Annotated in this window: 24 protein-coding genes and 1 riboswitch; of the genes, 16 read left to right on the forward strand and 8 right to left on the reverse strand. The window is 71.4% G+C overall.

Going from position 1 to position 26,539, the window contains the following annotated elements:
• Positions 1–208 precede the first annotated feature (208 nt).
• The 8 genes from sodN (at position 209) to ACWDBE_RS07955 (ending at position 6,593) form a co-directional block, all read left to right on the forward strand.
• Entirely contained in the window at positions 209–604 is a 396-nt protein-coding gene (gene sodN / locus ACWDBE_RS07920) for a superoxide dismutase, Ni (RefSeq protein ID WP_045699892.1), read from the forward strand.
• 88 nt (positions 605–692) lie between these two features.
• Positions 693–841: riboswitch (cobalamin riboswitch) on the forward strand.
• A gap of 92 nt (positions 842–933) precedes the next feature.
• Positions 934–2,013 (forward strand): FecCD family ABC transporter permease, encoded by a 1,080-nt coding sequence (locus ACWDBE_RS07925; protein ID WP_449789994.1) that lies wholly within the window; start codon positions 934–936, stop codon positions 2,011–2,013.
• A gap of 5 nt (positions 2,014–2,018) precedes the next feature.
• On the forward strand, positions 2,019–2,828 hold the full coding sequence (locus ACWDBE_RS07930) for an ABC transporter ATP-binding protein (protein WP_449790091.1): 810 nt from the start codon (positions 2,019–2,021) through the stop codon (positions 2,826–2,828).
• Between the two features lie 29 nt (positions 2,829–2,857).
• Positions 2,858–3,850, forward strand: a complete 993-nt coding sequence (locus ACWDBE_RS07935; protein WP_449807514.1) for an ABC transporter substrate-binding protein — start codon at positions 2,858–2,860, stop codon at positions 3,848–3,850.
• Positions 3,851–3,938: 88 nt separating this feature from the next.
• On the forward strand, positions 3,939–4,322 hold the full coding sequence (locus ACWDBE_RS07940; RefSeq protein WP_449789996.1) for a nuclear transport factor 2 family protein: 384 nt from the start codon (positions 3,939–3,941) through the stop codon (positions 4,320–4,322).
• Between the two features lie 10 nt (positions 4,323–4,332).
• A complete protein-coding gene (locus ACWDBE_RS07945; RefSeq protein WP_392873255.1) occupies positions 4,333–4,809 on the forward strand; it encodes a GNAT family N-acetyltransferase in 477 nt (158 codons plus the stop codon).
• Positions 4,810–4,999: 190 nt separating this feature from the next.
• Entirely contained in the window at positions 5,000–5,410 is a 411-nt protein-coding gene (locus ACWDBE_RS07950) for an anti-sigma regulatory factor (protein ID WP_449789997.1), read from the forward strand.
• Positions 5,411–5,579: 169 nt separating this feature from the next.
• On the forward strand, positions 5,580–6,593 hold the full coding sequence (locus ACWDBE_RS07955) for an RNA polymerase sigma factor SigF (protein ID WP_449789998.1): 1,014 nt from the start codon (positions 5,580–5,582) through the stop codon (positions 6,591–6,593).
• A gap of 72 nt (positions 6,594–6,665) precedes the next feature.
• Here ACWDBE_RS07955 and ACWDBE_RS07960 read toward each other — a convergent pair whose 3' ends face one another.
• A complete protein-coding gene (locus ACWDBE_RS07960) occupies positions 6,666–7,094 on the reverse strand; it encodes a hypothetical protein (RefSeq protein ID WP_449807515.1) in 429 nt (142 codons plus the stop codon).
• A 50-nt stretch (positions 7,095–7,144) separates the two neighbouring features.
• Here ACWDBE_RS07960 and ACWDBE_RS07965 point away from each other — a divergent pair, with 50 nt between their 5' ends.
• Positions 7,145–8,116, forward strand: coding sequence for a diacylglycerol/lipid kinase family protein (locus ACWDBE_RS07965; RefSeq protein ID WP_449790000.1), 972 nt, complete (start codon positions 7,145–7,147; stop codon positions 8,114–8,116).
• 368 nt (positions 8,117–8,484) lie between these two features.
• Positions 8,485–8,736, forward strand: coding sequence for a WhiB family transcriptional regulator (locus tag ACWDBE_RS07970; protein WP_014138019.1), 252 nt, complete (start codon positions 8,485–8,487; stop codon positions 8,734–8,736).
• A gap of 483 nt (positions 8,737–9,219) precedes the next feature.
• Here the strand turns inward: ACWDBE_RS07970 and ACWDBE_RS07975 are convergent, their stop codons facing one another.
• The 7 genes from ACWDBE_RS07975 to ACWDBE_RS08005 all read right to left on the reverse strand — a co-directional run bounded on the left by ACWDBE_RS07975 (position 9,220) and on the right by ACWDBE_RS08005 (position 19,091).
• Positions 9,220–10,740: a sensor histidine kinase gene (locus ACWDBE_RS07975; protein ID WP_449790001.1), complete on the reverse strand. Its 1,521-nt coding sequence runs from the start codon at positions 10,738–10,740 to the stop codon at positions 9,220–9,222.
• Between the two features lie 517 nt (positions 10,741–11,257).
• A complete protein-coding gene (locus tag ACWDBE_RS07980; protein ID WP_449807516.1) occupies positions 11,258–12,343 on the reverse strand; it encodes an SIS domain-containing protein in 1,086 nt (361 codons plus the stop codon).
• A gap of 238 nt (positions 12,344–12,581) precedes the next feature.
• Positions 12,582–13,862, reverse strand: a complete 1,281-nt coding sequence (locus tag ACWDBE_RS07985) for an extracellular solute-binding protein (RefSeq protein ID WP_449790092.1) — start codon at positions 13,860–13,862, stop codon at positions 12,582–12,584.
• Between the two features lie 459 nt (positions 13,863–14,321).
• Complete coding sequence (locus tag ACWDBE_RS07990) at positions 14,322–15,875, reverse strand: glycoside hydrolase family 3 protein (RefSeq protein WP_449790003.1); 1,554 nt, start codon at positions 15,873–15,875, stop codon at positions 14,322–14,324.
• Between the two features lie 6 nt (positions 15,876–15,881).
• Positions 15,882–16,712, reverse strand: coding sequence for a carbohydrate ABC transporter permease (locus ACWDBE_RS07995; protein ID WP_392873278.1), 831 nt, complete (start codon positions 16,710–16,712; stop codon positions 15,882–15,884).
• Entirely contained in the window at positions 16,709–17,728 is a 1,020-nt protein-coding gene (locus ACWDBE_RS08000) for a carbohydrate ABC transporter permease (RefSeq protein ID WP_449790004.1), read from the reverse strand. The genes ACWDBE_RS07995 and ACWDBE_RS08000 overlap by 4 nt, the downstream gene beginning before the upstream one ends.
• A 91-nt stretch (positions 17,729–17,819) precedes the next feature.
• Positions 17,820–19,091 carry an extracellular solute-binding protein gene (locus ACWDBE_RS08005; RefSeq protein ID WP_449790005.1) on the reverse strand — a complete coding sequence of 424 codons (1,272 nt, stop codon included), beginning with the start codon at positions 19,089–19,091 and terminating at the stop codon, positions 17,820–17,822.
• A 335-nt stretch (positions 19,092–19,426) separates the two neighbouring features.
• Here ACWDBE_RS08005 and ACWDBE_RS08010 point away from each other — a divergent pair, with 335 nt between their 5' ends.
• From ACWDBE_RS08010 to ACWDBE_RS08035, 6 genes are all read left to right on the forward strand, one after another.
• On the forward strand, positions 19,427–20,218 hold the full coding sequence (locus ACWDBE_RS08010; protein ID WP_449790006.1) for a GntR family transcriptional regulator: 792 nt from the start codon (positions 19,427–19,429) through the stop codon (positions 20,216–20,218).
• A 416-nt stretch (positions 20,219–20,634) separates the two neighbouring features.
• Entirely contained in the window at positions 20,635–20,898 is a 264-nt protein-coding gene (locus tag ACWDBE_RS08015; protein ID WP_392873290.1) for a DUF3311 domain-containing protein, read from the forward strand.
• A complete protein-coding gene (mctP, locus tag ACWDBE_RS08020) occupies positions 20,895–22,505 on the forward strand; it encodes a monocarboxylate uptake permease MctP (protein ID WP_449790007.1) in 1,611 nt (536 codons plus the stop codon). Before ACWDBE_RS08015 ends, mctP begins: the two co-directional genes overlap by 4 nt.
• Before the next feature lie 154 nt (positions 22,506–22,659).
• A complete protein-coding gene (locus ACWDBE_RS08025) occupies positions 22,660–23,538 on the forward strand; it encodes a histidine phosphatase family protein (RefSeq protein ID WP_449807517.1) in 879 nt (292 codons plus the stop codon).
• A gap of 140 nt (positions 23,539–23,678) precedes the next feature.
• Complete coding sequence (locus tag ACWDBE_RS08030) at positions 23,679–24,173, forward strand: GNAT family N-acetyltransferase (protein WP_449790009.1); 495 nt, start codon at positions 23,679–23,681, stop codon at positions 24,171–24,173.
• Between the two features lie 106 nt (positions 24,174–24,279).
• Positions 24,280–26,508 (forward strand): acyltransferase family protein, encoded by a 2,229-nt coding sequence (locus ACWDBE_RS08035; RefSeq protein WP_449807518.1) that lies wholly within the window; start codon positions 24,280–24,282, stop codon positions 26,506–26,508.
• Positions 26,509–26,539: the final 31 nt, after the last annotated feature.

Below are 26,539 nucleotides of genomic sequence, written 5' to 3' on the forward strand. Positions count from 1 at the left end.
GACGTCCTCCGGTCGCGTGCTCCGCGCCACGACTCCTCCTCCCGCTCCGCCCGTACCCCAGTCTGCCGTACGGGCCGTCAGCGCTCCGATGTCCGGAATACCCCGGTTCCGGGTCCGTCTTTCGCCCTAGGCCCGCCGCCCGATCGCGAAACCGGGCGGGCGGAAGGGTAATCTCGGGCGCGGGAAGACGATCTAAGGAAGGACTCCCATGTTCTCTCGTCTGTTTGCACCGCGTGCCACCGCCCACGCCCACTGCGATCTGCCCTGCGGCGTGTACGACCCCGCGCAGGCCAAGCTCGAGGCCGAGTCCGTCAAGGCCACCCAGGAGAAGTACCAGGCCAACGAGGACCCGCACTTCCGCGCCCGCGCCATCATCATCAAGGAGCAGCGCGCCGAGGCCGTCAAGCACCACATCTCGGTGCTGTGGAGCGACTACTTCAAGGCCCCGCACTTCGAGAAGTACCCGCAGCTGCACCAGCTGATCAACGACACCCTGAAGGCCGCCTCGGCCGCCAAGGCGTCCACCGACCCGGCCACCGGCCAGGCCCTGCTGGACCTGATCGCCGAGGTCGACAAGATCTTCTGGGAGACCAAGCAGGCCTGAGCCTGACGCGTCGCCACCCGACCGCCCCCGTCCGGACCACCGGACGGGGGCGGTCGTGCGTTCACGCCCGATCCTCGAACGGTAAGGGTTGCCTGCCCTGAGTGGCTGTTATGCTGCCAGGGCGTCCGAGGGGGAAGTCCGGTGTGAATCCGGCGCTGACCCGCAACGGTGAGCACGGCCCGTACCAGCCCGTACGGCCGCGCCAGCCCGATCACCCTCGGCCGCCGAACTCCCGAGAACTCGCCGTGGACTGCGAGGGGAACGGCGCCCCGGCACGCCCCGGCCCGCGCCCGCCCCGGCGCACCCCCGGCCCGAGGCAAGGCGCACCCGTGAACCGCGCACCCGCAGACCGTGCAGTCGGCCCGCCCACTCGTCGCACACCCGTCGTCCCGCTCGCCGCCGGCCTCGGCGCCGCCCTCCTGCTCTCGCTGGTCTGCGGGGTCGCCCTCGGCTCCTCCGGGCTCGGCCTGCCCCGGGTGCTGCGGCTGCTGGGCGCCGGGCTGACGGGCGGTCGACTGGAGGCGGACGAGGCGGCCGCGTACGCGATCGTCTGGGAGATCCGGCTGCCGCGCACCGTACTGGCCGCCGTGGTCGGCGCCGGACTGGCCGCCTGCGGCGTCGCCGTCCAGGCCCTGGTGCGCAACGCGCTGGCCGACCCCTTCGTCCTCGGCATCTCCTCCGGCGCGGCCGTCGGCGCCAACGCCGTCCTGCTGTTCGGCGCCTTCGCCTCGCTCGGCGTGTGGGCGATCTCCGCCTCCGCCTTCGGCTCCGCCCTGGCCGCCATGACGCTGGTCTACCTCGCCGCCCGCACCGCGTTCGGGCTCACCCCGCTGCGCCTGGTGCTCACCGGCACGGCCCTGTCCTACGGGTTCTCCGCCGCCACCACCCTGATGGTCTTCGCCGCCGACCGCGGCGAGGCCGCCCGGGACGCCATGATGTGGCTGCTCGGCAGCCTCGGCGGCGCCACCTGGGGCTCGGTGCCGATCGCCGCCGTCACCGTCCTGGCCGGCCTCGCCCACCTGGCCTGCGCCGCCGGACGGCTGGACGCGCTCGCGATGGGCGACGAGACCTCCGCCTCGCTCGGCGTGGACCCGGACCGGCTGCGCCGCGAGCTGTTCGTGGTGACCGCCGCCGTCACCGGCACCGTGGTCGCGGTCAGCGGGGCGATCGGCTTCGTCGGGCTGCTGATGCCGCACCTGGCCCGGATGCTGGTCGGCGCCGGGCACCGCCGGGTGCTGGTGATCGCCCCGCTCGCCGGGGCCCTGCTGCTGGTCTGGGTGGACATCGCCTCGCGCACCCTGCTGGCGCCCGCCGAACTGCCCGTCGGGGTGTTCACCGCAGTGCTCGGCGTGCCCGCCTTCCTGCTGATGATGCGCCGCCGCGGCCAGTCCTTCGGAGGCACCCGGTGACCGACGTGACCGAGGCGGCCGCCGTGGCCGCGCACGCCCAGGACCTCGCCGTCGACGCCGTCTCGGTAGAGCCGGCCGGCACCCGACTGGTCCACGAGGTGAGCCTGGCGGCCGCCGCCGGACAGGTGGTCGGGCTCATCGGCCCGAACGGCAGCGGGAAGTCGACGCTGCTGCGCTGCGTCTACCGGGTGCTGAAGCCGGCCGGCGGCGCGGTCCGGCTGGCCGGCGACGACCTGCACGCCCTCACCGCCCGCGAGACGGCCCGCCGAGTGGCCGCACTGACCCAGGAGCACTCCGCCGAGTTCGACTTCACCGTCGCCGAGGTGGTCGCGATGGGCCGGCTGCCGCACCGCCGCGGCTTCGGCGCCCCCACCGACGGGGACGCGGAGCGCTGCGCCGAGGCGCTGCGCAAGGTCCGGGCCGGGCACCTGGCCGAGCGCGGCTTCCTGAGCCTGTCCGGGGGCGAGAAGCAGCGGGTGCTGTTCGCCCGCGCCCTGGTCCAGGAGCCGCGCCTGCTGGTGCTGGACGAACCCACCAACCACCTCGACATCGCCCACCAGTTGGAGGTGCTGGCGCTCGCCCGCGAGGCCGGCCCGACGGTGCTCACCGCGCTGCACGACCTCAACCTGGCGGCGGGTCACTGCGACCTGCTGTACGTGCTGCGGGCCGGCCGGATCGTCGCCTCCGGCACGCCCGAGGAGGTGCTCCGACCCGCCCTGCTGGCCGAGGTGTTCGGCGTCCGGGCCACCCCGGTGCGGCACCCGGAGAGCGGTGCCCTCCAGCTGCTGTTCGACCGTCTCGACCACCCCGTCTGATCCGCCCTCCCCTGCCCAGAGGAACCACCGTGCGCACCAAGGCCGTTGCCGCCACCGCCCTGCTCACCCTCGGACTCACCGCCTGCGGCGCCGAGATCGCCCCCAAGGAGACCGCCACCGCCTCCGCCCATTACCCGGTGGCGGTGGACAACTGCGGCGAGAAGCTCACCTTCGACCGGAAGCCCGCCCGGGTGGTGACCAACGACGTCAACATCACCGAGCTGATGCTCTCCCTGGGCCTCGCCGACCGGATGGCCGGCTACGTGATGCCCGACGACAAGGGGCAGATCGACAAGGTCGCCTGGAAGGACGGCTACCAGCAGACCACCTGGCTCTCCAAGAAGGTGCTCACCAAGGAGATCGCCCTGGACGCCAAGGCCGACCTGGTCTTCGCCGGCTGGCACTACGGCTTCGACGAGGGCAGCGGCGTCACCCCGCAGGCCTTCAAGGCGCTCGGCGTCGACTCGTACGTGCTCAGCGAGTCCTGCCGCACCGGCAGGGGCACCGTGCGCGGCGTGATGGACCCGCTGGAGGCGCTCTACATCGACCTGGCCAACCTCGGCGAGATCTTCGACGTCAAGGACCGCGCCGACAAGCTGATCGCCGACTTCAAGGCGCAGATCGCCGCCGTCCCGCAGCCCGAGCGCCACCCGTCCGTCTTCCTGTACGACAGCGGGCAGGACAAGCCGTACACCGCCGGGAAGTTCGCCGCCGCCAACGAGATCATCGCCAAGGCCGGCGGGACCAACATCATGGGCGACCTCGCCGACACCTGGGTCACGGCCGGCTGGGAGAGCGTGGTGGAGCGCGACCCCGAGGTGATCGTGATCAACGACTACGCGACGCCCGGGGCCGAGGAGAAGCGGCAGTTCCTCAAGTCCTTCCCGCCGCTGGCCGACGTCGCCGCGATCAGGAACGACCGGATCTTCGTCATGGACTACGTCGACCTGGTGGAGAGCCCGCGCAACCCGGCCGCGGTCGGCGCGCTGGCCGGGTACCTGCGCACCGTCCCGGCCCGCTGACCGGTCCCGCTCCCGCTCCTCCGGCCCCGGGCGGCCGGGCGTACGCTCAAGGTACGAGCCGACGGAACCCGACCGGAGGAGCGAGATCATGACCACCACGGCGACCCCCGCCGCCTTCGACACCCGCGCACTGCGCCAGGGCATCGAGCGCCGCGACGCCGAGACCCTCCTCGCGCTCTACGCGGAGGACGCCGAACTGCGCATGGTCGATCGCAAGACCCAGCCCAGCCACCCCCTGGTGATGCACGGGCGGGAGGAGATCGGCGCCATGCTGGACGACATCTACAGCCGCGAGATGACCCACAAGCTGGAACAGGTGGTGGTCCAGGGCGACCACGTCGCCTTCCTGGAGTCCTGCCGGTACCCGGACGGCGTCCGGGTGCTGATGTCCTCGATGGCCGGGCTGCGGGACGGGCGGATCGTCGACCAGACCTCCGTCCAGGCCTGGGACGAGACCGGTCCCGAGCAGTAGGCTCACTGGCATGATCCGCACCGCTGTCGCCACCGACGTCCCCGTCATCCACGCCATGATCCGCGAACTCGCGGACTACGAGCAGGCACTGCACGAGGCGAAGGCCACCGAGGAGCAGCTGCACCAGGCCCTGTTCGGCGAGAACCCGGCCCTGTTCGGGCTGATCGCCGAGGACGACACAACCGGTGAGCCGGTCGGCTTCGCGGTCTGGTTCCGCAACTTCTCGACCTGGCGCGGCACCCACGGGATCTACCTGGAGGACCTGTACGTCCGCCCGCAGTCCCGCGGCGGCGGCCACGGCAAGGCGCTGCTGCTGGAACTGGCCCGGATCGCCGTCGAGCGCGGCTACTCCCGGGTCGAGTGGTCGGTCCTGGACTGGAACCAGCCCTCGATCGACTTCTACAAGTCCATCGGCGCGGTGCCGATGGACGAGTGGACGGTGTACCGGCTCACCGACGAGGCGCTGGCCGACGCCGGACGGCGCTGAACGGCCCTCCGGAGTCCGGGGAAAGGGTCTGCCACCCTGCGTCGCAATGCCTTACCATGAGTAACTCCCGAACCGGGGTTGCGGAAGGCAGAGCGATGGCGGATCCGCCGCGCCGGCCCCCCTTCGGGGGTAGCAAGCGGTAACAAGCGGGGTACCAAAGAAGGCACGGCGCGTCGCCCAGGAGGCAAGGGTGTCCCAGATCGACGGCGATCTCGGTGTTCAGGACTTCGTGGAGGTCCGGCTGCCCGCAGCGGGGGCCTACCTCTCCGTCCTGCGAACAGCGACGGCCGGGTTGGCGGCCCGGCTGGACTTCACGCTCGACGAGATCGAGGACCTGCGGATCGCGGTCGACGAGGCCTGCGCCATCCTGCTCCAGCAGGCGGTGCCCGGCTCCGTCCTGTCCTGCGAGTTCCGGCTGGTCGGCGACTCGCTGAAGGTCACCGTCTCCGCCCCGACCACCGACGGCAAGGCCCCCGAGCGGGACACCTTCGCCTGGACGGTGCTCTCCGCCCTGGCCGGCGAGGTCGACTCCTCGGTCGGCGAGGACAACACCGTGTCGATCAGCCTGCACAAGAAGCGCGGCGGCTCCGCCGCCCACTAGCCGGGCGCCGAGCCGAACCGCACGACCGAGCAGCACCCGCGCAAGGGCCGTCCGCCGATCCCCGCCCCGGGGCCCGACGGACGGCTCCCGGTACCGCCGCCCACGCGGTACGACCAACGAGACGATTCCGGGGCCGCCGGCCCCGGTGCTCCCGGAACGGAACGGGGGAATGGCCGTGAGTGATCTGGACCGTACCGGCCTCGCGACGGCGGGACCTGCCGTACCGACCCAGGCGAGCGTTCCCGGCCTCGCCGCCAACGACGAAGCGCACCCGAAGGACGCCCAGCGGATGAGCCACCCCACCGAGCCGACGTCCGAGCCGACGCCTGCCGCCGTGCCCCCGCCGGACCCGGCGGACGGGACGGACCCGGCGGACGAGGCCGAGCTGCACGGCACCGTCCCCACCCAGGGCTCGCACCGCACCGGCGCCCCGGACCGGGAGGCCGCCCGCGCGCTGTTCGTCCGGCTGTCCGCGCTGCCCGAGGGCTCCCCGGAGCGGGTCGAGCTGCGCAACCAGCTGGTGCGGATGCACATCCCGCTGGTCGAGCACCTGGCCCGGCGCTTCCGCAACCGGGGCGAGCCGCTGGACGACCTGACCCAGGTCGCCACCATCGGCCTGATCAAGTCGGTGGACCGCTTCGACCACGAGCGCGGGGTCGAGTTCTCCACCTACGCGACGCCGACCATCGTCGGGGAGATCAAGCGGCACTTCCGCGACAAGGGCTGGGCGGTGCGCGTCCCGCGCAGGCTCCAGGAGCTGCGGCTGTCGCTCACCACGGCGACCAGCGAGCTCTCCCAGCGGCACGGCCGCTCCCCCACGGTGCACGAGCTGGCCGAGCACCTGGGGATCTCCGAGGAGGACGTCCTGGAGGGCCTGGAGTCCGCCAACGCGTACTCCACGCTGTCCCTGGACGTGCCGGACAGCGACGACGAGTCGCCGGCCGTCGCGGACACCCTGGGCGCCACCGACGAGGCGCTGGAGGGCGTCGAGTACCGCGAGTCGCTCAAGCCGCTGCTGGCCCAACTGCCGCCCCGGGAACAGAAGATCCTGGTGCTGCGGTTCTTCCGGAACATGACCCAGTCGCAGATCGCCGCCGAGGTGGGGATCTCCCAGATGCACGTGTCCCGGCTGCTCGCCCGGACCTTGGCACAGCTGCGGGAGAAGCTCCTGGTGGAGGAGTAGGACTGACGGCCGCTCAGCTCGGGCGGCCGCGCGTACGACTCCCGGCCCCGCGTGCCCCCGGCCCTGTGTGCCCTAGTCCTCGGACGGGGCGTACAGGGCCGCCGTCGACTTCGGGTTCAGCAGGCAGCCGATGCCCACCAGGCCGAGCACGCCGACCAGCGCGCCGACCGCGATCATCGCGCCGCCGCTCTCGACCATGTAGTAGGCGACCGGCAGGCAGATCGAGTTGGTCAGCACGGCCGGGCTGCGGCCCCAGCGGCGCTCCCTGAGCAGCGCGCGGGCGGCCAGCACCGGCAGCACGCCGAGCAGCACGATGACCGCTCCGCCGAACTCGTTCAGGGCGAGCTGCTTGGCCTGGCCGGACAGCGCGGACACCATGTCCGAGACGCCGACGAGGGCCAGCGCGACGCCCTCCAGGGCGGTGATGGCGGCGCCCAGCGTCAGGGAGGCCGGGCGCCCGGAGCCGGCCGAGGGTGCGGGGGCGGAGGTTTCTGCGGTCACTCCAGCAGGGTAGCCGCCGGTTGGTCCGTACCGACCCGTAGGCTTTCCCCATGCGCGCTCTCCTGGTCGTGAACCACAAGGCCACCACCACCAGTGGCCGGACCAGGGACGTCCTGATCCACGCCCTGCGCAGCGATCTCAAGCTGGAGGTCGCCGAGACCCAGTACCGGGGCCACGCGCGCGACCTGGCCCGCGAGGCGGCGGAGGACGGCACGGTCGACCTGGTGGTGGCGCTGGGCGGGGACGGCACCGTCAACGAGGTGGTGAACGGGCTGCTGGCGCACGGCCCGGGCGAGAAGGTCCCGCGACTGGCCGTGGTGCCGGGCGGTTCGACCAATGTGTTCGCCCGCGCGCTGGGCCTGCCCAACGACCCGGTGGAGGCCACCGGTGTCCTGTTGGACGCGCTGGAGCACGGCCGGGAGCGGCCGATCGGGCTGGGCAAGGCGATGACGGAGGGGCTGCCGGACCGCTGGTTCACCTTCACCGCCGGCCTCGGCTTCGACGCCGGGGTGGTCGGCCGGGTCGAGGCACAGCGACGGGCCGGGCGCAAGTCCACCCACGCCCTGTACGTCGGCCAGGCCCTGCGGCACTACTTCACCCAGCGTGAGCAGCGCCGTTCCGGCCCGGTCTCCCTTGAGCTGCCTGGCCGCGAGCGGGTTTCGGGTCTGGTCCTGTCGATAGTCAGCAACACCTCGCCGTGGACCTTCCTCGGCAACCGTCCGGTCTACCCCTCACCGCTCGCCTCCTTCGACACGGATCTGGACGTCTTCGGCATCACCCGGATGACGGCGTTCGGCACGGCTCGAACGGTCCGTCAGATCCTGCGGTCGTACGCGCCTTCGAGCGACGGCGCCCCTCCGGCCGGTCCCTCCGGGAAGCACGTCGTCTCCTATCACGACGTCAGACACTTCACCTTGGTTTCGGAGGAAGCGGCCCCGTTCCAGGTCGACGGGGACCATCTTGGAGACAGGAGTCGCGTCAGTTTCACAGGCGTACGGCGGGCACTGCGTGTGATTGTGTGACTGGAAGGGGGGTTCCTCCTTCTTCTCGAACGCACAAGCCCCCTTCACTCCATAGAAGTACTGGCTGTGAGCTAGGCGACACCGAAGAATCCAAAATTCCTCCCCGAAGGGGGTTGTATCCGAGCCCGAGGTTTGCGAACCTCTACATGGCGATCGGGACACATCGCAGCGACGGCAACTCCGGAACCACAGGAGCGCCGACCGCGGTTCGTCCCTCGAATCGCCGAATCCCCTCAGCACAGACCACCCGGGCCCGGCGGGCCTTTGGTCTCTTTTGCTGTTGCGGGATTCGTGAAAGCGTTCACATTCACAAGCCATTCGATTATGCCGATCGGGCCACCCCCCGCGGCAGGAGGAGTTGGACGACCATGGACTGGCGCCACCGCGCTGTCTGCCGCGAAGAGGACCCGGAGCTGTTCTTCCCGATCGGGAACACCGGTCCTGCTCTGCTGCAGATCGAGGAAGCCAAGGCCGTGTGCCGCCGCTGTCCGGTGATGGAGCAGTGCCTCCAGTGGGCGCTCGAGACCGGCCAGGACGCCGGCGTCTGGGGCGGCATGAGCGAGGACGAGCGTCGCGCGATGAAGCGCCGCGCCGCCCGCAACCGCGCCCGCACCGCCTGATCGCCCGCGATCACACGCCGTAGCACCAGCAGCAACGCAGTACCGATCGACACATGATCAAAGGCTTCCCTGCACCTCCTGGTGAAGCCTTCCGTACAAAGGACCTCGCCCAGCCAGGTCCCGCGACACCGGACCCGCCCAGGCACTTGATACTGTTCACTTAGAGCAATATCGTGGAGCCGTGGCGCTCACCGTGTGCAACGCACCGGCGAGGTGTCGCACCACCCAGAGCCCCCGCTCCGGCCGACTCCCCCCGACGGCCGGAACGGGTTGAGAGGCCCTGTCGACCCACCCCCCCGGTCGACAGGGCCTCGTTTCTGTTTCCGCCTCCCGGTTGCGCACCCAGTTGCGCACCTGCTTCCGCACGCCGGTGCGTGGAGCGTGCACCCGGCGCTTCCGCCGCGTACACGCCCCCGCCACGCACCTTCGCGCACGTCCCACACTTTCGTGCACGCCGCACACCTTCGCGCACTTCGCGCGGCCTCAGCGGACCGGGATCTCCAGGACCACCTTGGTCCCGCCGTTCGGGCCGGCCACCATGTCGAAGGTGCCGCCGAGCTCACCGGTGGCCAGCGTCCGGACGATCTGCAGCCCGAGGTTGCCCGCCGTCTTCGGGTCGAACCCCTCAGGCATGCCGCGGCCGTCGTCCTGCACCGTGATCAGCAGGTACTCCTCCGGCCGGGCGCCGCCGTTCCAGCTGTCCGACCAGCCCTTCCCGGTCGCCGGGGCCCGGCCGCGCAGCGCGCTGACCTCCAGGTTCCCGGAGGCGGTCGGGCCGAACGCGTGCTCCAGGGCGTTCTGGAGCAGTTCGGTCAGCACCATCGACAGGGGGGTCGCCACCTCGGCGGACAGGATGCCGAAGCTGCCGGTGCGGCGGGTCGCCACCCGGCCGTCCTGGGACAGCTCCATCACCATCGCCAGCACCCGGTCGGCGATCTCGTCGAAGGCCACCTGCTCGTCCAGCGCCTGGGAGAGCGTCTCGTGCACGATCGCGATCGAGCCGACCCGGCGCACCGCCTCGTCCAGCGCGGCCCGGCCGGACTCCGAGTCCATCCGGCGGGACTGCAGCCGCAGCAGGGCCGCGACGGTCTGGAGGTTGTTCTTCACCCGGTGGTGGATCTCCCGGATGGTGGCGTCCTTGGTCATCAGCTCGCGGTCCCGGCGGCGCAGCTCGGTGACGTCCCGGCACAGCACCAGCGAACCCGTCAGAGTGCCCTTGGGCTTGAGCGGGATCGCCCGCAGGGTCACCACTCCCCCCTGCGCCTCGACCTCGGTCTGCCGGGGCGCCCAGCCGCTCGCCAGCTTCACCAGCGCCTCGTGGACGGCCGAGCGGGACGGCGGGGCGAGGTCGGCGGTGGCCCGGCCGAGGTGGCTGCCGACCAGGTCGGTGGTGAGGCCGAGCCGGTGGTAGGCGGAGAGGGCGTTGGGGCTGGCGTAGGTGACGATGCCGTCCGCGTCCAGCCGGATCAGGCCGTCGCCGACCCGGGGCGCGGCGTCCATGTCGGCCTGCTCGACGTCGGGGAACGGGAAGGAGCCGGCCGCGATCATCTGGGCCAGGTCGGAGGCGCTCTGGAGGTAGGTGAGCTCCAGCCGGCTCGGGGTGCGGACGGTCAGCAGGTTGGTGTTGCGGGCGATCACGCCCAGCACCTTGCCCTCGCGCCGGACCGGGATCGACTCGACCCGGACCGGGACCTCCTCGCGCCACTCCGGGTCGCCCTCGCGCACGATCCGGCCCTCGTCGAAGGCGGCGTCCAGCAGCGGGCGGCGGCCCCGCGGGACGAGGTGGCCGACCATGTCGTCCTGGTAGGAGGTGGGCCCGGTGTTGGGCCGCATCTGCGCCACCGAGACGTAGCGGATGCCGTCCCAGGTGGGGATCCACAGCACCAGGTCGGCGAAGGAGAGGTCGGAGAGCAGCTGCCACTCCGAGACCAGGTGGTGGAGCCATTCCACGTCGGCCCCGGTGAGGGTGGTGTGGCGGCGGACGAGTTCGTTCAGCGAGGGCACATGGCGAGCGTATCGCCGCCGGTCCCGGCGGGGCGCGGCGGACCTGTGAGCGGGCCTGCGGGTACGCCTGCGGGAGGGCCAGGGCGAGTCCGGCGGGAGGCCCGGCGCCGGGCCCTGCCACCCCCGGAGTTGTTTAGACCAATTTTCCGAGAGGCCTGGACAACCGAGATTGGTCTAGTCCACAATGAAAGAGCACCAAGGAGAGGCCCCCGCGCAACTGCCCTGACCGCGCGCGACCCCTCCTCGGTCGGACGCCGCAGATCGAGGACCCCGCACAGTTCTCGATCGACTCCGGCGCCCGACGACAGCTCCGGGCTGCGGTGCCGCACGGGTTGAGGGTCCCGTGTCGGCGCCGTGGCCCGTAGTGCTTTCCACCCCCGGAACCACCTGCCCGCCGCTCAGGAAGTCGGCCCCCGGTCCACAGACCTGTGGACCGGGGGCCGACTCCTCGCCCGGGGTGGGGTCAGGGCCCGCCTCCCGGATCCTTTCCGGGGCCGACGGAATCCAAGAGACGGGCCTACCGCGTCTCGGTGACCTTGGCCAGGGCGCGCGGGGCGTCCGGGTCCTGGCCGCGGGCGATGGTGACCTCGTAGGCCAGCAGCTGCAGCGGCAGGATCTCCAGGATCGGCTGCACCTCCTCGGGTACGCCGGTCGGCAGCGCGAAGCCCGCCGAGGCCGCGTCCACCTGCGCCTGCCGGCCGACCACCACCAGGTCCGCGCCGCGCCCGCGCAGGCGGTCCAGCACCGGCTGGAGGGCCTCGCCGCCCTTGCCGTCCGGGACGATCGCGATGACCGGCGAGACGTTGTCCACCATGGCCAGCGGACCGTGCAGCAGGTCCGCGCCGGAGAACGGGGTGGCCGGGATGTAGGTGGTCTCCATCAGCTTGAGCGCCGCCTCGCGGGCGGTCGGGTAGCCGTAGCCGCGCGAGGTGATCACCAGGCGCTGGGCGAAGCGGTAGCGCTCCGCCAGCGCCTTCACCTCGGCCCCGCGCGCCAGCACCCCGGCGGCCAGCGCCGGCAGCCCCTCGGCGGCCGAGCCTCCCCCAGCCTTCGGCAGGGGGTACCCCCATGCCCCCGCGAGGCCCTCGACCAGCAGGTAGAGCGCCAGCAGCTCGGCGGTGTAGGTCTTGGTGGCCGGCAGCGCCTTCTCCGGGCCGGCCAGCACGTCGATGTGGAACTCGGAGACCTCGGCCAGCGGCGAGGCGGCGTTGTTGGTCACCGCGAGGGTGATGGCGCCGGCCTCGCGGGCGGCCTTGGTGGAGGCCACCAGGTCGGGCGAGCCGCCGGACTGGCTGACGGTGACGACCAGGACGTCGGTGAGGTCCGGCTTGGCCCCGTACGCGGTGGTGGTGGACATCGAGGTCAGTCCGGCCGGCTTGCCCAGCAGGATCTCGATCAGGTACTTGGCGTACAGCGCGGCGTTGTCGGACGTGCCGCGCGCGGTGAGCAGGACGAACCGCGGCTTGCGGGCGGCGATCTGCGCGGCGACCTCGCGGATCTTCGGGGCACCCTCGTCGAGGATGCGCTGGAGGACGGCCGGCTGCTCGGCCATCTCCGCCGCCATGATCCGGCCGGGGACGGGAACAGTCTGCGGGTCGGACATCTGGGTCTGCCTCCGATGAGACGCTTCGACCCCGCCCGGGCGGCTGCCCGGCGGGGACCTCCACGGCGGCGAGTCCGCACACTCGCTGCGGTACTTCGTGCGGCAATCCTACGGTCGCACCTGCCGCCGGGCACTCCGTCCGCGCACCCCGCGCGGACGGACGCGCCCCTCCGGAGGCCGGACGGACGTGCCCCTCCGGAGGCCGGAGGGGCACACCGCGACGGGCCGCGACGGAAGGTCAGGACGCCTTGTTGATCAGCTGGTCGATCGCGGCGTCGGCCTCCTTGGTGGCCTGGTCCACCGACTTGCCCTTGAGGATCGAGGCCAGCATGTCCGGGATGATCTTCTGCTTCTCGATCGCGCCCCAGCCGGGTGCCAGCGGGGTGAACCAGGCGTCCGGGACGGCGTTGGCCGCGGCGGCGGTGGTCGGCTTGTTCTTCAACGGGTTCAGCTGGGTCAGGTTGTTCGGCAGGATGTCCTTGTCGGCCAGCGCCTGCTGGGACTTGGTGCCGGTGAACATCCGGATCCAGTCGGTGGCCGCCGCCGCCTGCTGGGACTTGGCGGTGAGGGCGAGGTCGGAGCCGCCGATGAAGGTCGGCAGCGGCTTGCCGTCCGGGCCGGGCATGGTGGCCACCTTGACGGCGTCCTTGAGGCTCGGGTCGCCGGTGACCGGCGCGGTGACGCTGGCCGCCTCGTAGCCGTTGCCGTAGAAGGACGCGGCGTGCCCGCGGGCCATCGACTCGAACTGGTTCTGCTCGTTGACCGTCAGGTCGCCCTTGTTGTACTTGCGCACCAGGTCGACGAAGTGGGCTATGCCCTGCTGGGACTTGGGGTCGTGCAGGGTGCCGTGCCAGTTGCCGGAGCCGTCGAACTTGGCGATGGCGCCGCCGTACGCGGCCACGTAGCTCATCGCGGCGTACCAGTACGGGCCGGGCAGGTACAGCGGGGAGAAGGTCTTGTCGGCCTTGTTCCGTTCCGCGATCTTGTCCAGCGCGGTCAGCAGCTCCGTCTCCGTCTTCGGGAAGTCGGCGCTGCCGGTGGCCTGCTGGAAGGCGGTGGAGTTGTAGATGGCGACCCGGGAGCCGGCGTAGTAGGGCACGCACCAGAGCTTGTCCTGGTACGTGCAGGTGTTGGCGAGCGCCTTGATCCAGCTGTCGGAGTTGTCGAAGGTGCCGCGGTCCACCGGGGCCAGCGCGCCGGAGAGCACGTACTTCATGGTCTCGGTGTTGCCCAGCTCGACCACGTCGGGGGCGCTGCCGTCGGCGATGGCCTTGTCGAGCTTGCCGACCTTGTCGGCCCAACCCTGGTAGACGAGCTTGAGGCTGATGTTCGGGTACTTCGCCGCGAACTCGTCGTTGACCCGCTGGACCAGGTCCGGCCAGTTCTTCTGGGCGTCGTCCATCAGCCAGACGGTGACGGTGCCGGCGGCGCCCTTCGCGTCCGCGGAGCCGGCGGGAACGCCGCCGCCCGCGGGCTTCGCGGTCGAGGAACAGGCCGTCAGACCGACCGCCAGTGCCATGGTCCCGAGCGTCGAGATGAGCTGACGCTTCTTCACGCCATCCTCCGAGGGTTGTAGAGCCGTGTTGCCCGCCGGCAGCGTGATTGGCGTCGCCCGTGGCGGAGGGTCCGGACAGGGGGCGGCGAAGAGCTTCGGGGAGGGCCGATACCACATCCGGCGAGGTTGAATCTCGAACCGGATGACTGGACTCTGGCCTAGACCATAGGTGGTGTCAACGACCAAAAGCACTACTCGGGGCGGCCGTTGCAGAGCTGTTGTACCGCGTGGCGGCCAGTCGCCGTTCCGTCACCCCAAGTGAATCTTAAGGTGGATTTAAGGCCTGCTTGAGGGAACACGGTCACCCGGAGGATCCGCAGGTCGACGCCGGGGAAACGGAACGGGCCCGCCATGCGACATGCGCATGGCGGGCCCGTGGGCCGACGCCCACCGGACACGGCCGGTGACGCCTCGTCGGTCGGTTCAGCCGACCGCTCCCGGCTGTCCGGTGAGGACCTCCACGGCCGCCAGTCCGCAGACCCGGGCGGCGCCGTGGGTGGCGATGTGGAGGGCGCCGACCGGTTCGGACTGGGGCAGGCCCATCTCGACCACGGCGGCGTCCGGCCTGGCCGCCACCAGGCGGCCCAGCGCGGCGGACATCCAGGCGTGCCGGTGCGCGTCCCGGACCACCAGCACCAGGCGGCGGCCCTCGGCGCCGGCCACCAGCTCGCCGACCAGGGCGTCCAGCAGCTCCGGCGCGGCCTCGGCCGCCGACACCTCGCGGGTGCGGGTGCCGGGGAAGCGGTCGGCCAGCATGCCGGCCACACCCCACGGGGTGACGTCGCCGACCGCGATGTTCGGCTCGTCCGAGAACGAGGCCACGTACGGGCGCTCGCTCACCGGGGGCACCGCCAGGCCCGGCGCCCGGACCACCCGGAGCGCCCGGCGCGCGGCCCGCAGGCCGACCGCCAGGTCCGGCTCGATCCGCTCGCCCTGGGCCGCGATCCGGCCCCAACTGCCCAGCGCCCGGACCCGCTCGGCGGCGTCCGCCAGTCGCTCCTCGGCCAGCCGGCCGGAGCGCACGCCCGCCACGATGGCGTCGCGCAGCATCAGCACGGTCTCCTCGTCGGCGAGCCCGCCGCCGACGCAGATCGCGTCCGCGCCGGCCGCCAGGGCCAGCACGGTGCCCTCGCCCATCCCGAAGGTGTCGGCGATGGCGCCCATCTCGATGGCGTCGCTGACGATCAGGCCCTGGTAGCCCAGGCCGCCGTCGGCCGGGGCCGCCCGCAGCAGGTCGCGCAGCACGGCCGGGCTCAGGGTGGCGGGCAGCTTCGGGTCCAGCGCCGGGATCATGATGTGGGCGGTCATCACGGCCTTGGTGCCGGCCGCGATCGCCGCCTGGAAGGGGATCAGGTCGCGGGCCCGCAGCACGTCCAGGTCGACGTCGATGACCGGCAGACCGTGGTGCGAGTCCACCGCGGTGTCGCCGTGGCCCGGGAAGTGCTTGGAGCAGGCGGCCACGCCGGCCGACTGCAGGCCCTCGACCCAGGCGGCGGTGTGCCGGGCGCACAGCTCGGGGTCGGCGCCGAAGGAGCGGACCCCGATGACCGGGTTGCGCGGGTTGGAGTTGACGTCCGCGGTGGGCGCCCAGTTGTAGTTGACGCCGGCCGCGGCCAGCGCCCGGCCCAGCTCGCGGGCGACGTCCCGGGTCAGCACCGGGTCGTCGATCGCGCCGAGCGCGAGGTTGCCGGGCCAGGACGAGCCGGAGCCCGCCTCCAGCCGGGTGACGTCACCGCTCTCCTCGTCGATGGCGATCAGCAGGTCGGGGTTCTCGGCGCGCAGCGCCCCGGTGAGCGCGGACAGCTGGCCGAGGTCGACCACGTTGCGGTCGAACAGCGCGACCGAGCCGAGGCCCGCGGCGAGGTGGCGGCGCAGCCACTCCGGCGGCTCGGTGCCGACGAAGCCGGGCTGGAGGACGGTCAGGGCGTCGCGGTGCAGCTGGTCGCTGTCCGGCACGGTGGGAACGAGGATGCTCACGTGGACTCAGCCCTTCACGGCGCCGTCGGTCAGTCCGTTGACCGCCTTGCGCTGCAGGAAGATGAACAGGATCAGGATCGGTACGGCGAACAGGGTCGACGCGGCCATGGTCGCGCCCCAGTCGGTGCCGAACGCGGTCTGGAACGAGGACAGCCAGAGCGGGAGGGTCTGCGCCGCCTCCTTCTTGTTCAGCATGTTGACCAGCGGGAACTCGTTCCACGCGGTGATGAAGCCGAACAGCGAGGTCGACATCAGGCCGGGGGCGAGCAGCGGGAAGATCACCTTCACGAAGGCCTGGGTGCGGGTGCAGCCGTCCACCATGGCCGACTCCTCCAGTTCCTTCGGCACGGCGGCGATGAAGCCGCGCAGCGTCCAGATCGTGAAGGGCAGCACCATCATCAGGTAGAAGGCGGTCAGCGGCACCAGGCTGTTGAGCATGTCGTTGTCGCGGACGATCAGGTACGCCGCGATGACCATGACCTCCCAGGGCGCCATCTGGGCGGCCATCACGACCAGGACGAAGCCCTTGCGGCCGCGGAAGCGCATCCGGGCGATCGCGAAGGCGGCCAGGGTGGCGATCACCAGCGAGCCGAGCACCGCGCCGACGGTGACGATCAGGCTGTTGGTGACGTACGTCCAGAAGTGCGGGACGTGCACGGCGCGGTCGAAGTGCTCGAACGTGCCGTTCAGCGGCAGGAAGACGGGGTCCCGGCTGACGATGTCCTTGTTCTGCTTGAACGCCGTCGTGAACATCCAGTAGACGGGGAACAGGAAGAAGACGAAGAGGACGACCGCGATCAGGTTCGGCCAGGTGCGTCCGATGAGCGAGCGCCTCACAGCTCGTCCTCCTGCTTGAGAATGATGCGGAAGTAGTAGGCCATCAGCGCGGCCAGCATCAGGATGGTGAGCACCGCGATCGCGGAGCCGACGCCGAAGCGCTGGGAGCCGATGCCCTCGAGGAAGGCGTGCACCGGCAGGGTGCGGGTCAGGCCGTCCGGCCCGCCCTTGTTGATCAGGTAGACCTGGGTGAAGGCCTTGAACACCCAGATGACCTCCAGGAAGGTCGTGGCCAGGAGGAAGGGCTTCATGATCGGGAAGATCACCGCGCTCCAGATCTTGCCCGAGCCGGCGCCGTCCATCCGGGCGGCCTCGTAGAGCTCCTTGGGGATCGTGGTCAGGCCCGCGTACATGTTGAACGCCACGAACGGGACCGACTGCCACACGATCAGCAGGATGATCACGAAGAAGGTGGAGTACTGGCCGCCGGTCCAGTTGAAGTGGGCCATGGAGTGCCAGCCCAGCTTGTCCAGGAACCAGTTGACGACGCCGAAGTTCTGGTCGAAGAGCCAGGTGTAGACGGTGGTCGCGGCGACCACCGGCATCGCCCAGGCCAGCAGCAGGGCGACCGAGAGCGCCAGCCGCATCCACTTGCCGAGGGTGTTGAGCAGCAGGCCGATCAGCGTGCCGAACACCATGATCAGCACGACGTTGACCGCCGTGAAGACCACCGTGCGCAGGGTGATCGTCCAGAACTCCGAGCCGGAGAGCTGGTCCGTGTAGTTGCCGAAGCCGTTCCACTCGGTCAGGTGCTGGATGAACTGCCGCTTGTTGAGGTTCTGGAACGACACCACGGCCGTCTCGACCAACGGCCAGAGCAGCAGGACGAGGGTCACCGCGATGGCCGGCAGCAGCAGCAGGTACGGGGCGAACCTGGACGCCACGCCGGGCCCGTCCGACGGTCTGCCGCCCCTGCTCGGGGTGCGCTCGGCACCGGGGGTGGTGGGCGTGGACGCCACCACGGACTTCGTTGGCTCCGGGGACTGTGTCTGCACCCGTTCCGACTGCGCAGCCATCGCTCTCTCTTCCTTGCAAACCCGACCACGACGGAAGGCGCCGCCCACCGGCCCCCCGCCGGGAGCCGGTGAGCGACGCCGCTCGACTGCCTTACTGCTTCTGGTTGAGACGCTTCGCGATCTCGTCGTCGGCCTTCTTGGCCGCGGCGGCGTAGTCGCCGGTCAGCGCCGAGGTCAGGAAGTCCTTGATCGGGTTCGGCTCGTTCTCGACGTTGGTCCAGGTCGGGACGTTCGGGGTGGTCGCACCGTTGGCGGAGGCCGGCAGGGCGGCCTTGGCGAAGTCGCCGGTGACCTTGTCGTTGAGCGCGACCTTGTTCGGGATGAGGCCGGACGAGGCGATCATGCCCTCGTTCTTGTCGCTCATGGCGATCTTCAGGAAGCCCTTGGCGAGCTCGGGGTTCTTGCTCTGCTGGGCGATCGCCAGGTTCGAGCCGCCGAGGAAGACGCTGGACGGCTTGTCCGCGGTCTTGCCGGGGAGGGCGAAGTAACCGATCTTGTCGGCCGCCAGCTCCTCGGGCTTCGGGACCTCCCAGCCGAGGCCGATGATGGTGCCGATGTCACCCTTGGCGAAGACGTCCTTCTGCTGCGGGGTGGCCTCGTCCTTGTCCTTCGGGGCGGTGGCCGAGTAGCTCTGCAGCTTCTTGTAGGTCTCGAACGCCTTCTGGCCCTCGGGGCTCGACAGGCCGCCGACCCACTTGTCGCCGTCCTTCTTGGCGAGCTTGCCGCCCTCGCTCTGCAGCAGGCCGAAGTAGACGTACCACTCCTGGCCCGGCATGTAGAGGGCGTCGTTGACGCCGGGGACGGCCTTGACCTTGTCCAGGTCCTGGTACAGCTCGTCCAGGGTCTTCGGCGGGGCGGCGATGCCGGCCTTGGTCCAGATGTCCTTGTTGTAGGTCACCACGCGGTTGGTGAAGTACCACGGGGCGGCGTACTGCTTGCCCTCGATGATCGAGGACTCGCTCAGGTTGGCGGCCCAGTCGGCGCCGCCCAGGTCGGCCTTGTCCTTGGTGATGTCGAGCAGACCACCGGTGGCCGCGTAACCCGCGGTCTGGGTGTTGCCGATCTCCAGGACGTCCACCGAACCCTCGGAGAGGGCGGCGGTGACCTTCTGGCCGATGCCGTTCCACTTCTGGGTCTGGATCTCCAGCTTGGCACCCGGGTAGGCGGCGGCGAAGTCCGCCTTGACGCTGTCCTCCCAGCCCTTGGGGGCCGAGCCGTCCATCAGCCACACGGTGAGGGTCTTGCCGTCGTAGTTCTTGGCCGCCGAGGAGGAACCGCCCTCCTTCTTGTCGTCCGAGCCGCAAGCCGCCACACCGACGACCATTGCTGCGACGCCGACCGCCGCGATGAGCTGACGCTTCACGCCATCCTCCTGAGGGATGCCTGGGTTGCCCCCGTCGGGCGGCAGCGGCAGACCCACACAAAGCGGGGGGAATGGTGCCGCGGACCCTTCGAACGGGTGGGGGATTCATAGTTACCGGCCTAGTGGTGTAGACCAGCTGCCTGGAGCTTGGCCTAGACCAATGGGCCTGTCAACGGCTGTTCGACCGTTCTCGACCACCCGTTATCAAGCCGACACCGCACATCGTTCATCGCGTGATGAGGTATTCGTTCCGTAGCCATACATGCAACGATGTGAGCCGTTAACGATGAGGCGGGGTCAGCGAGGACCTCGCGAGAAGCGGGAGAACAGGTCCGATGAGCAGCGACGGGGGATCCACCGCCCAGGTCAACGACCCCGAGGTGAACAACCTCCCGACGCAGGCCGGAACCGATCCGACCGCGCGCGTCCCCAAGTACTACGGCCTGAAGCGGCACCTGCTGCAGCTCACCGAGACCCAGCCCGCCGGCACCCCGGTGCCGCCCGAGCGGGCGCTGGCCGCCCAGTTCGACACCTCGCGCACCACCGTGCGCCAGGCCCTCCAGGAGCTGGTCGTCGAGGGCCGTCTGGAGCGCATCCAGGGCAAGGGCACCTTCGTCGCCAAGCCCAAGGTCGCCCAGGCCCTCCAGCTGACCTCCTACACCGAGGACATGCGCGCCCAGGGCCTGGAGCCCGCGTCCCGGCTGATCGAGATCGGCTACATCACCGCCGACGACCGGCTCGCTCCGCTGCTCGACATCAAGCCGGGCGGCCGGGTGCTGCGGATCGAGCGCCTGCGGCTGGCCAACGGCGACCCGATGGCCATCGAGGTCGCCCACCTGTCCGCCAAGCGCTTCCCGGCCCTGCGCCGCAACCTGGCCAAGCACAACTCGCTCTACGCGGCGCTGCGCGAGGTGTACGGGGTCACCGTGGCCGAGGCCGAGGAGACCATCGAGACCACCCTGGCCAACCCGCGCGAGGCCGGCCTGCTCGGCTCCGACCTCGGCCTGCCGATGCTCCAGCTCTCCCGGCACTCCTTCGACGCCGAGGGCGAGCCGGTCGAGTGGGTCCGCTCGATCTACCGCGGGGACCGCTACAAGTTCATCACCCGGCTGAAGCGTCCGGAGTAGCCGCACCCCCCCCACCGCACTTCGGGCACCGGCGCGCGCGACCCGCGCGCCGGTGCCCTTCGCGTTCCGTGACGGCCTCTCCGGGTCCCGCGCCGGCTGCGCCTCTCCGCCGTACCTCCGCCGCGCTCCCGCCGTGCCTCCGCCGCGCTTCCGCCGCATTTCCGCCGCATTTCCGCCGCCCCGACGGCGGACATCGGCCGCTCGCGTCCGACTGGTGGGAAGTTGCGTCAATTCCGGTGACATGGATCACCCCATGCTCTAGATTGCGCAGCCGTACAGACCTGACTGCCGATCACCGATGGTGCTGCTCGGCGGGCCCGTACGGCGCTCGGCGCCGACCGGGCTGCGGCGCCGACGGGGAACCCTCCGGAGCGGAGCCGAAGATGCCGTCTGATCCCCTCACCGTCGAAGATGTCATGCCCGAGCCAGCCGGGAGGCCCGTCCCGGCGGTGACGCCCGAACGGGTGCTGGCCGGCCTGGCCCTGCTCGTGCCGATCGTCGCGATGCTCTGGGTGTCCTCGTACGACAAGAGCGACCCGGCGGCGGCCGGCATGCCGTTCTTCTACTGGTACCAGCTGCTCTGGGTGCCGGTGTCGGCCGTGTTCACCGTCGCCGCCTACCTGCTGATCAACCGGGACGAGAAGGCCCGCAAGGCGGCCCGGAAGGGCGGTGCGCGATGAAGGACGTCAACGTGCCGGCCCTCGTGGTCTTCGTGCTGTTCTTCGCCCTGGTCACGGTGATGGGCTTCCTCGCCTCGCGCTGGCGCCGCGCGGACAACGCGGCGCACCTGGACGAGTGGGGCCTGGGCGGGCGCAGCTTCGGCACCTGGGTGACCTGGTTCCTGCTCGGCGGCGACCTCTACACCGCGTACACCTTCGTCGCCGTCCCGGCGGCGGTGTACGCGACCGGCGCGGCCGGCTTCTTCGCGGTGCCGTACACGATCATCGCCTACCCGCTGGTCTTCCTCTTCCTGCCCCGGCTCTGGTCGGTCTCCCGGGTGCACGGCTACGTGACCCCGGCCGACTTCGTGCGCGGCCGGTACGGCTCGCGGCCGCTGTCGCTGGTGGTCGCGCTCACCGGCATCCTGGCCACCATGCCGTACATCGCCCTGCAACTCGTGGGCATCCAGGCCGTGTTGGACGTGCTGGGGGTCGGCGGTGGGGAGAACGCCAACTGGTTCGTCAAGGACCTGCCGCTGTTCATCGCCTTCGGCGTGCTGGCCGCCTACACCTACTCCTCCGGCCTGCGCGCCCCGGCGCTGATCGCCTTCGTCAAGGACGCCCTGGTCTACATCGTGATCATCGTCGCGGTGATCTACATCCCGATCCGGCTCGGCGGCTACGGGCACATCTTCGAAGCCACCGCCCAGCACTTCAAGGAGGCCAAGGCCGGCTCGCTGACCATCCCCGAGAACAAGCAGTGGACGTACGCCACGCTCGCCCTCGGCTCGGCGATGGCGCTGTTCATGTACCCGCACTCGGTGACCGGCGTGCTGGCCTCCAAGTCCCGCAACACCGTGCGCCGCAACATGGCGATCATGCCCGCCTACTCGCTGATGCTGGGCCTGCTGGCGCTGCTCGGCTTCATGGCGGTCGCGGCGGGCGTCGGCAAGGGCGTCAAGGGCTACAACTCCCAGCTGTCGGTGCCCCAGCTGTTCGCGAACATGTTCCCGGACTGGTTCACCGGCGTGGCCTTCGCCGCGATCGGCATCGGCGCGCTGGTGCCGGCCGCCATCATGTCCATCGCGGCGGCCAACCTGTTCACCCGCAACGTCTACAAGGAGTGGCTCAAGCCCGCCGCCACCCCCGCCGACGAGACCCGGGTCGCCAAGCTGGTCTCGCTGCTGGTGAAGGTCGGCGCGCTGGTCTTCGTGCTCGGCATGGACAAGCAGGCCGCGATCAACCTCCAGCTGCTGGGCGGCCTGTGGATCCTGCAGACCTTCGTGTCGATCGTCGGCGGCCTGTTCACCCGCTGGTTCCACCACTGGGCGCTGTTCGCCGGCTGGGCGGCCGGCATGGTGTACGGCACCTGGAAGGCGTACGGGATCGCCAGCCCCGCCACCAAGCACTTCGGCGGCAACTCGGCCGAGATCCCCGGCATCGGCGAGATCGGCTACATCGGCCTGACCGCCTTCGCGCTCAACCTGATCGTCTCCGTGGTGCTCACCCTGGTGCTGCGGGCGGCCAAGGCGCCGGAGCTCCCGGACGAGACCAAGCCGTCCGACTACAGCGCCGAAGCCGGCGACGACGAGCTGAAGAACGCGCCGGAGCCCGTAGCGGCGCACTGATTGGCGCGGTACGCGCCCTGTGATCGCGCCGCCTTCTCCGTGAACACTGGAGAAGGCGGCGCGATCATATGTATGAACAGGCGTGCACGCCGGGCACCACCAGACCGGACCGGCATCCGGCCGGGACCTGATCGACCACGGGGAGCTCGCGGCCATGGCAGAACTCGGCACCACCCTCAACGGCCAGCACCAGTCCACCCAGAGCCAGCACCACCACGCCACCACGCAGGGCCAGCACGGCACCGCCCCGGGCCAGCACGGCGCCGGCCACGGCCAGCACACCGGCGTTCACGGGCAGCACGCCGCCGCCCACCGCCCGCCGACGGCCGGCCGGCTGCCGTCCGTGCTGATCGCCACCCGGCACGGGGAGTCCACCGCCAACGTCGAGTTCCAGCTCGCCGAGGCCGTCGGCGCCCTCAGCGTCCCGATCAGCTGCCGCGACGCCGACATCCCGCTGTCGCTGAACGGCCGGCGGCAGGCCCAGGCGCTCGGCCACTGGTGGGCCGCTCTGCCCAGCGCCGACCGCCCGCGCAGCGTCTGGTGCTCGCCGTACGTGCGCACCGCCGAGACCGCCCGGATCGCGCTCGCCCAGGCCGCCGGGCTCGGCGCCGTCCCGGTCACCCTGGCCGTCCGCTACGACGAGCGGCTGCGCGACCGCGAGCTCGGCGTCCTGGAGATGCTGCCCAAGGCCGCGATCGAGGCCAAGCACCCGGAGGAGGCGGCCCGGCGGCGCAAGATGGGCGAGCTGTACTACCGCCCGCCGGGCGGCGAGTCCTGGGCCGACGTCGCGCTGCGGGTGCGCAGCCTGCTGCGGGACCTCTGCGAGGAGGAGGCCGGACGGCCCGTCCTGCTGGTCGCCCACGACTGCACGGTGCTGATGCTCCGCTACGCGCTGGACCGGCTCACCGAGGACCAGCTCACCGCGCTCGGGCCGGTGCACAACTGCTCCACCAGCCTCTGGCGGGCCCAGGACGGGCGGCTGCGGCCGGACGGCTGGAACGGGGTCGGGCACCTGGCGTTCGGGGAGGACTGACGGCCGCCCTCCCCGGCGGGCCTCCCGGCCGGCCGTCCAGCGGGCCGTCGGGCCGTCCGCCCTGCCGCCCGCCCTGCCGCCCGCCGGGCCCGTTCGACCCCGCAGAGCCGCCCCGCACCGGGCTCCGGCACACTGGCCCGATGGACTTCCTCATCCGCCAGGCCCTCCCCGAGGACCTCGCCGACGCCGGCCGGATCACCGTCGAGGCCTTCGTCGGCGACGGTTTCACCAACCCCACGGGCAGCTACGTCGAGCTGCTGCGCGACTCGGAGCGCCGGGCCCGGGAGGCCGAGCTGCTGGTCGCCGTCGACGCGGCCGGAGCCGGGGTCCTCGGCTGCGTGACCTTCGCCGTCGGCGGCACCGAGTGGGCGGACATCGCCACCCCGCGGGAGGGCGAGATCCGGATGCTCGCCACCGCCCCCGCCGCCCGCGGCCGCGGCGTCGGCGAGGCCCTGGTCCGCGCCGCCGTCGCCCGCAGCCACGAACTCGGCCTGGCCGGCATGGCCTTCTCCACCCGCCCGGAGATGACCACCGCCCACCGCGTCTACGAGCGGACGGGCTTCCGCCGCACGCCCGAGCGGGACTGGGCCCCGTACCCGGGAATGGACCTGATGGTCTACACCATGGCGTTCTGACCCGGCCCCGGGGCGCCTTCCGGGGTCACCGGCCGTGTTCCCGGCCGGTGACCGACGGACGATCAGCAGACGTCTTTTGATATAAACCACAGATCAAGACGTGCCCATGGACACGTCGCGACAGTCGATCGACCCCGGGGGAACAGACCACATGGACGACGGGCCCGGCATCGGCGCGCCCGCGAGCGGGCCCACGCTCCAGGACATGCGCAGGAGCAGGGGCGTCGAAGCCCCCGCCACCAGCCGCTACGCGATCCCCGCACCGGTCCCGGAGCCCCGCGGACCGCTGCCGCCGTCCGTCCGCTTCAAGGCGGTGGACGGCCTGCGCGGCCTGGCCATCGCCTCGGTGCTGCTGTACCACACCAACTGGTTCCAGAACGGCCTGTTCGGCGTGGACGTCTTCTTCGTCCTCTCCGGCTTCCTGGTCACCCTGGTGCTGGTCCGCGAGCTGGACCGCACCGACGGCATCCGGCTCGGCGTCTTCTACCGCCGCCGGGCCAAGCGGCTGCTGCCCGGCCTGTTCGCCACCATCATCCTGGTGGTGGGGCTGTCCGCCCTGGTCAGTCCGCTACGGGACGTCAGGGACCTCCGCCCGCAGGCCCTGGCCGCGCTCGCCCAGATCGCCAACTGGGCCCAGCTGTCGCGCGGTGACGCCTACTGGCAGCACTTCGAGTCGATCGACCCGCTCGCGGCCATGTGGTCGCTCAGCATCACCGAGCAGTTCTACGCCCTCTGGCCGCTGCTGCTGCTCGCCGTCTACGGGATCTGCCGCCGCTCCGTGCGCGCGGCCGGCTTCGCCACCGCCGGACTGTTCGTCGCCGCCGCGCTGGTCGCCCCGCTGCTGTGGAACGGCCACAACAGCGACCGCCTCTACCTCGGCACCGAGACCCGCGCGGTCGGCTTCGCGGCCGGCGCCACCGCCGCCTTCGGGGTGTACCTGTGGCTGCGCCGCAAGGTGCGCGCCGGGGCCCCCGACGGCACCGGCGGGCCGCGCCCCCGCCTGCGCCTGCCGGCCGGCCCCGTGCTGCCCACCCTGGTCGGCACCGCGGCGCTCGGCGGCCTGGTGTGGGCCAGCCTCGCCGTCGGCACCTACCACGAACCGTGGCTCTACCAGGGCGGGCTGGCCGTGGTCGCGGCCCTCGCCGCCGTCCTCACCGTCTCGCTGTGCCAGGAGCGGGGACCGCTGGTGTGGCTGATGTCGCTGCCCCCGCTGCGGCTCACCGGCACCATCTCCTACAGCCTCTACCTGCTCCACCTGCCGGTGTACTGGCTGCTCCAGCACTACGTCGACGACATCTCGCCGAAGAAGCTGCTGGCCATCGGCGCACCCGTCTCCTGGGTCCTGGCCTGGCTGCTGCACACCGGCACCGAGAAGCTGCGGGTGCTGCGCTGGCGGGCCTTCCCGGCCGTCCCGCTGGTGGCCGTCACCGCCGCGGTGGCCACCACCGGCGCCTGGTACCTGCCCGCCTGGGTCACGCACGACATGAAGTCCGGGCCGGACGGCAAGCCGATGGTCCTGCTGCTCGGCGACTCCTTCTCCCAGGACCTCTCCACCGGCCTGTACCGGCAGGGGGACCGCTACCGCGTCGTCGACGGCGGGATCAGCGGGTGCGGGGTGTTCGGCCCGGAGAAGGTGCGCACCACCTCCCGGGAGGAGTTCGAAACCAGCCAGGAGTGCCGCGACCGGAACGCCGCCTGGGACCGGCAGCTCGGCGCCGGGCCGCAGGCCGTGGTGGTCCACCTCGGCTGGGACGCCGCCGAGCAGTACCTCGACGGCAGCTGGCTCAACCCGTGCGACGAGGACTACCGGACCCGCTACGGCGTCCGGCTCTCCCAGGCCGTGGACCAGATCCGCCGCCGCGCCCAGGGCGCCCAGGTGCTGCTGATGAACGAGCGGGTCGAGAACGGCGCCATCAACAAGACCTGGGGCACCTGCTACAACCAGCAGATCGGCGACTTCGTGAAGGCCTCCGGCGGCGCCGTCCGGCTGCTCGACCTCAACGCCTTCTACTGCCCGTACGAGACCTGCGCCTGGAAGGACAAGGAGGGCCACCTGGTCTCCCCGGCCAACGACGGGGTGCACCTCACCCGGGCCGGCATGCGGTTCGTCACCCCGTGGCTGGAGAAGGAGATCGCGGGCGCACTGGCCGGCGCCGCACCGGGTCAGCCCGCCGCGGCGCCGACCCCGACCCCCACCCCGACGCCGACGGCCTCGACCGCCCCGACCCCCGCGCCGACGGCGACCCCGACCTCGTCCACCAAGCCGACGGCCGGCCACACCTCGGCGAAGCCCACCCGGACCCCGAGCACCAAGACGACCGCGCCCCAGGGCTAGGGCGTTGCCCGCCGGAGGCCCGGCGGACAAC

The organism is Kitasatospora sp. NPDC001132, assembly GCF_053598415.1.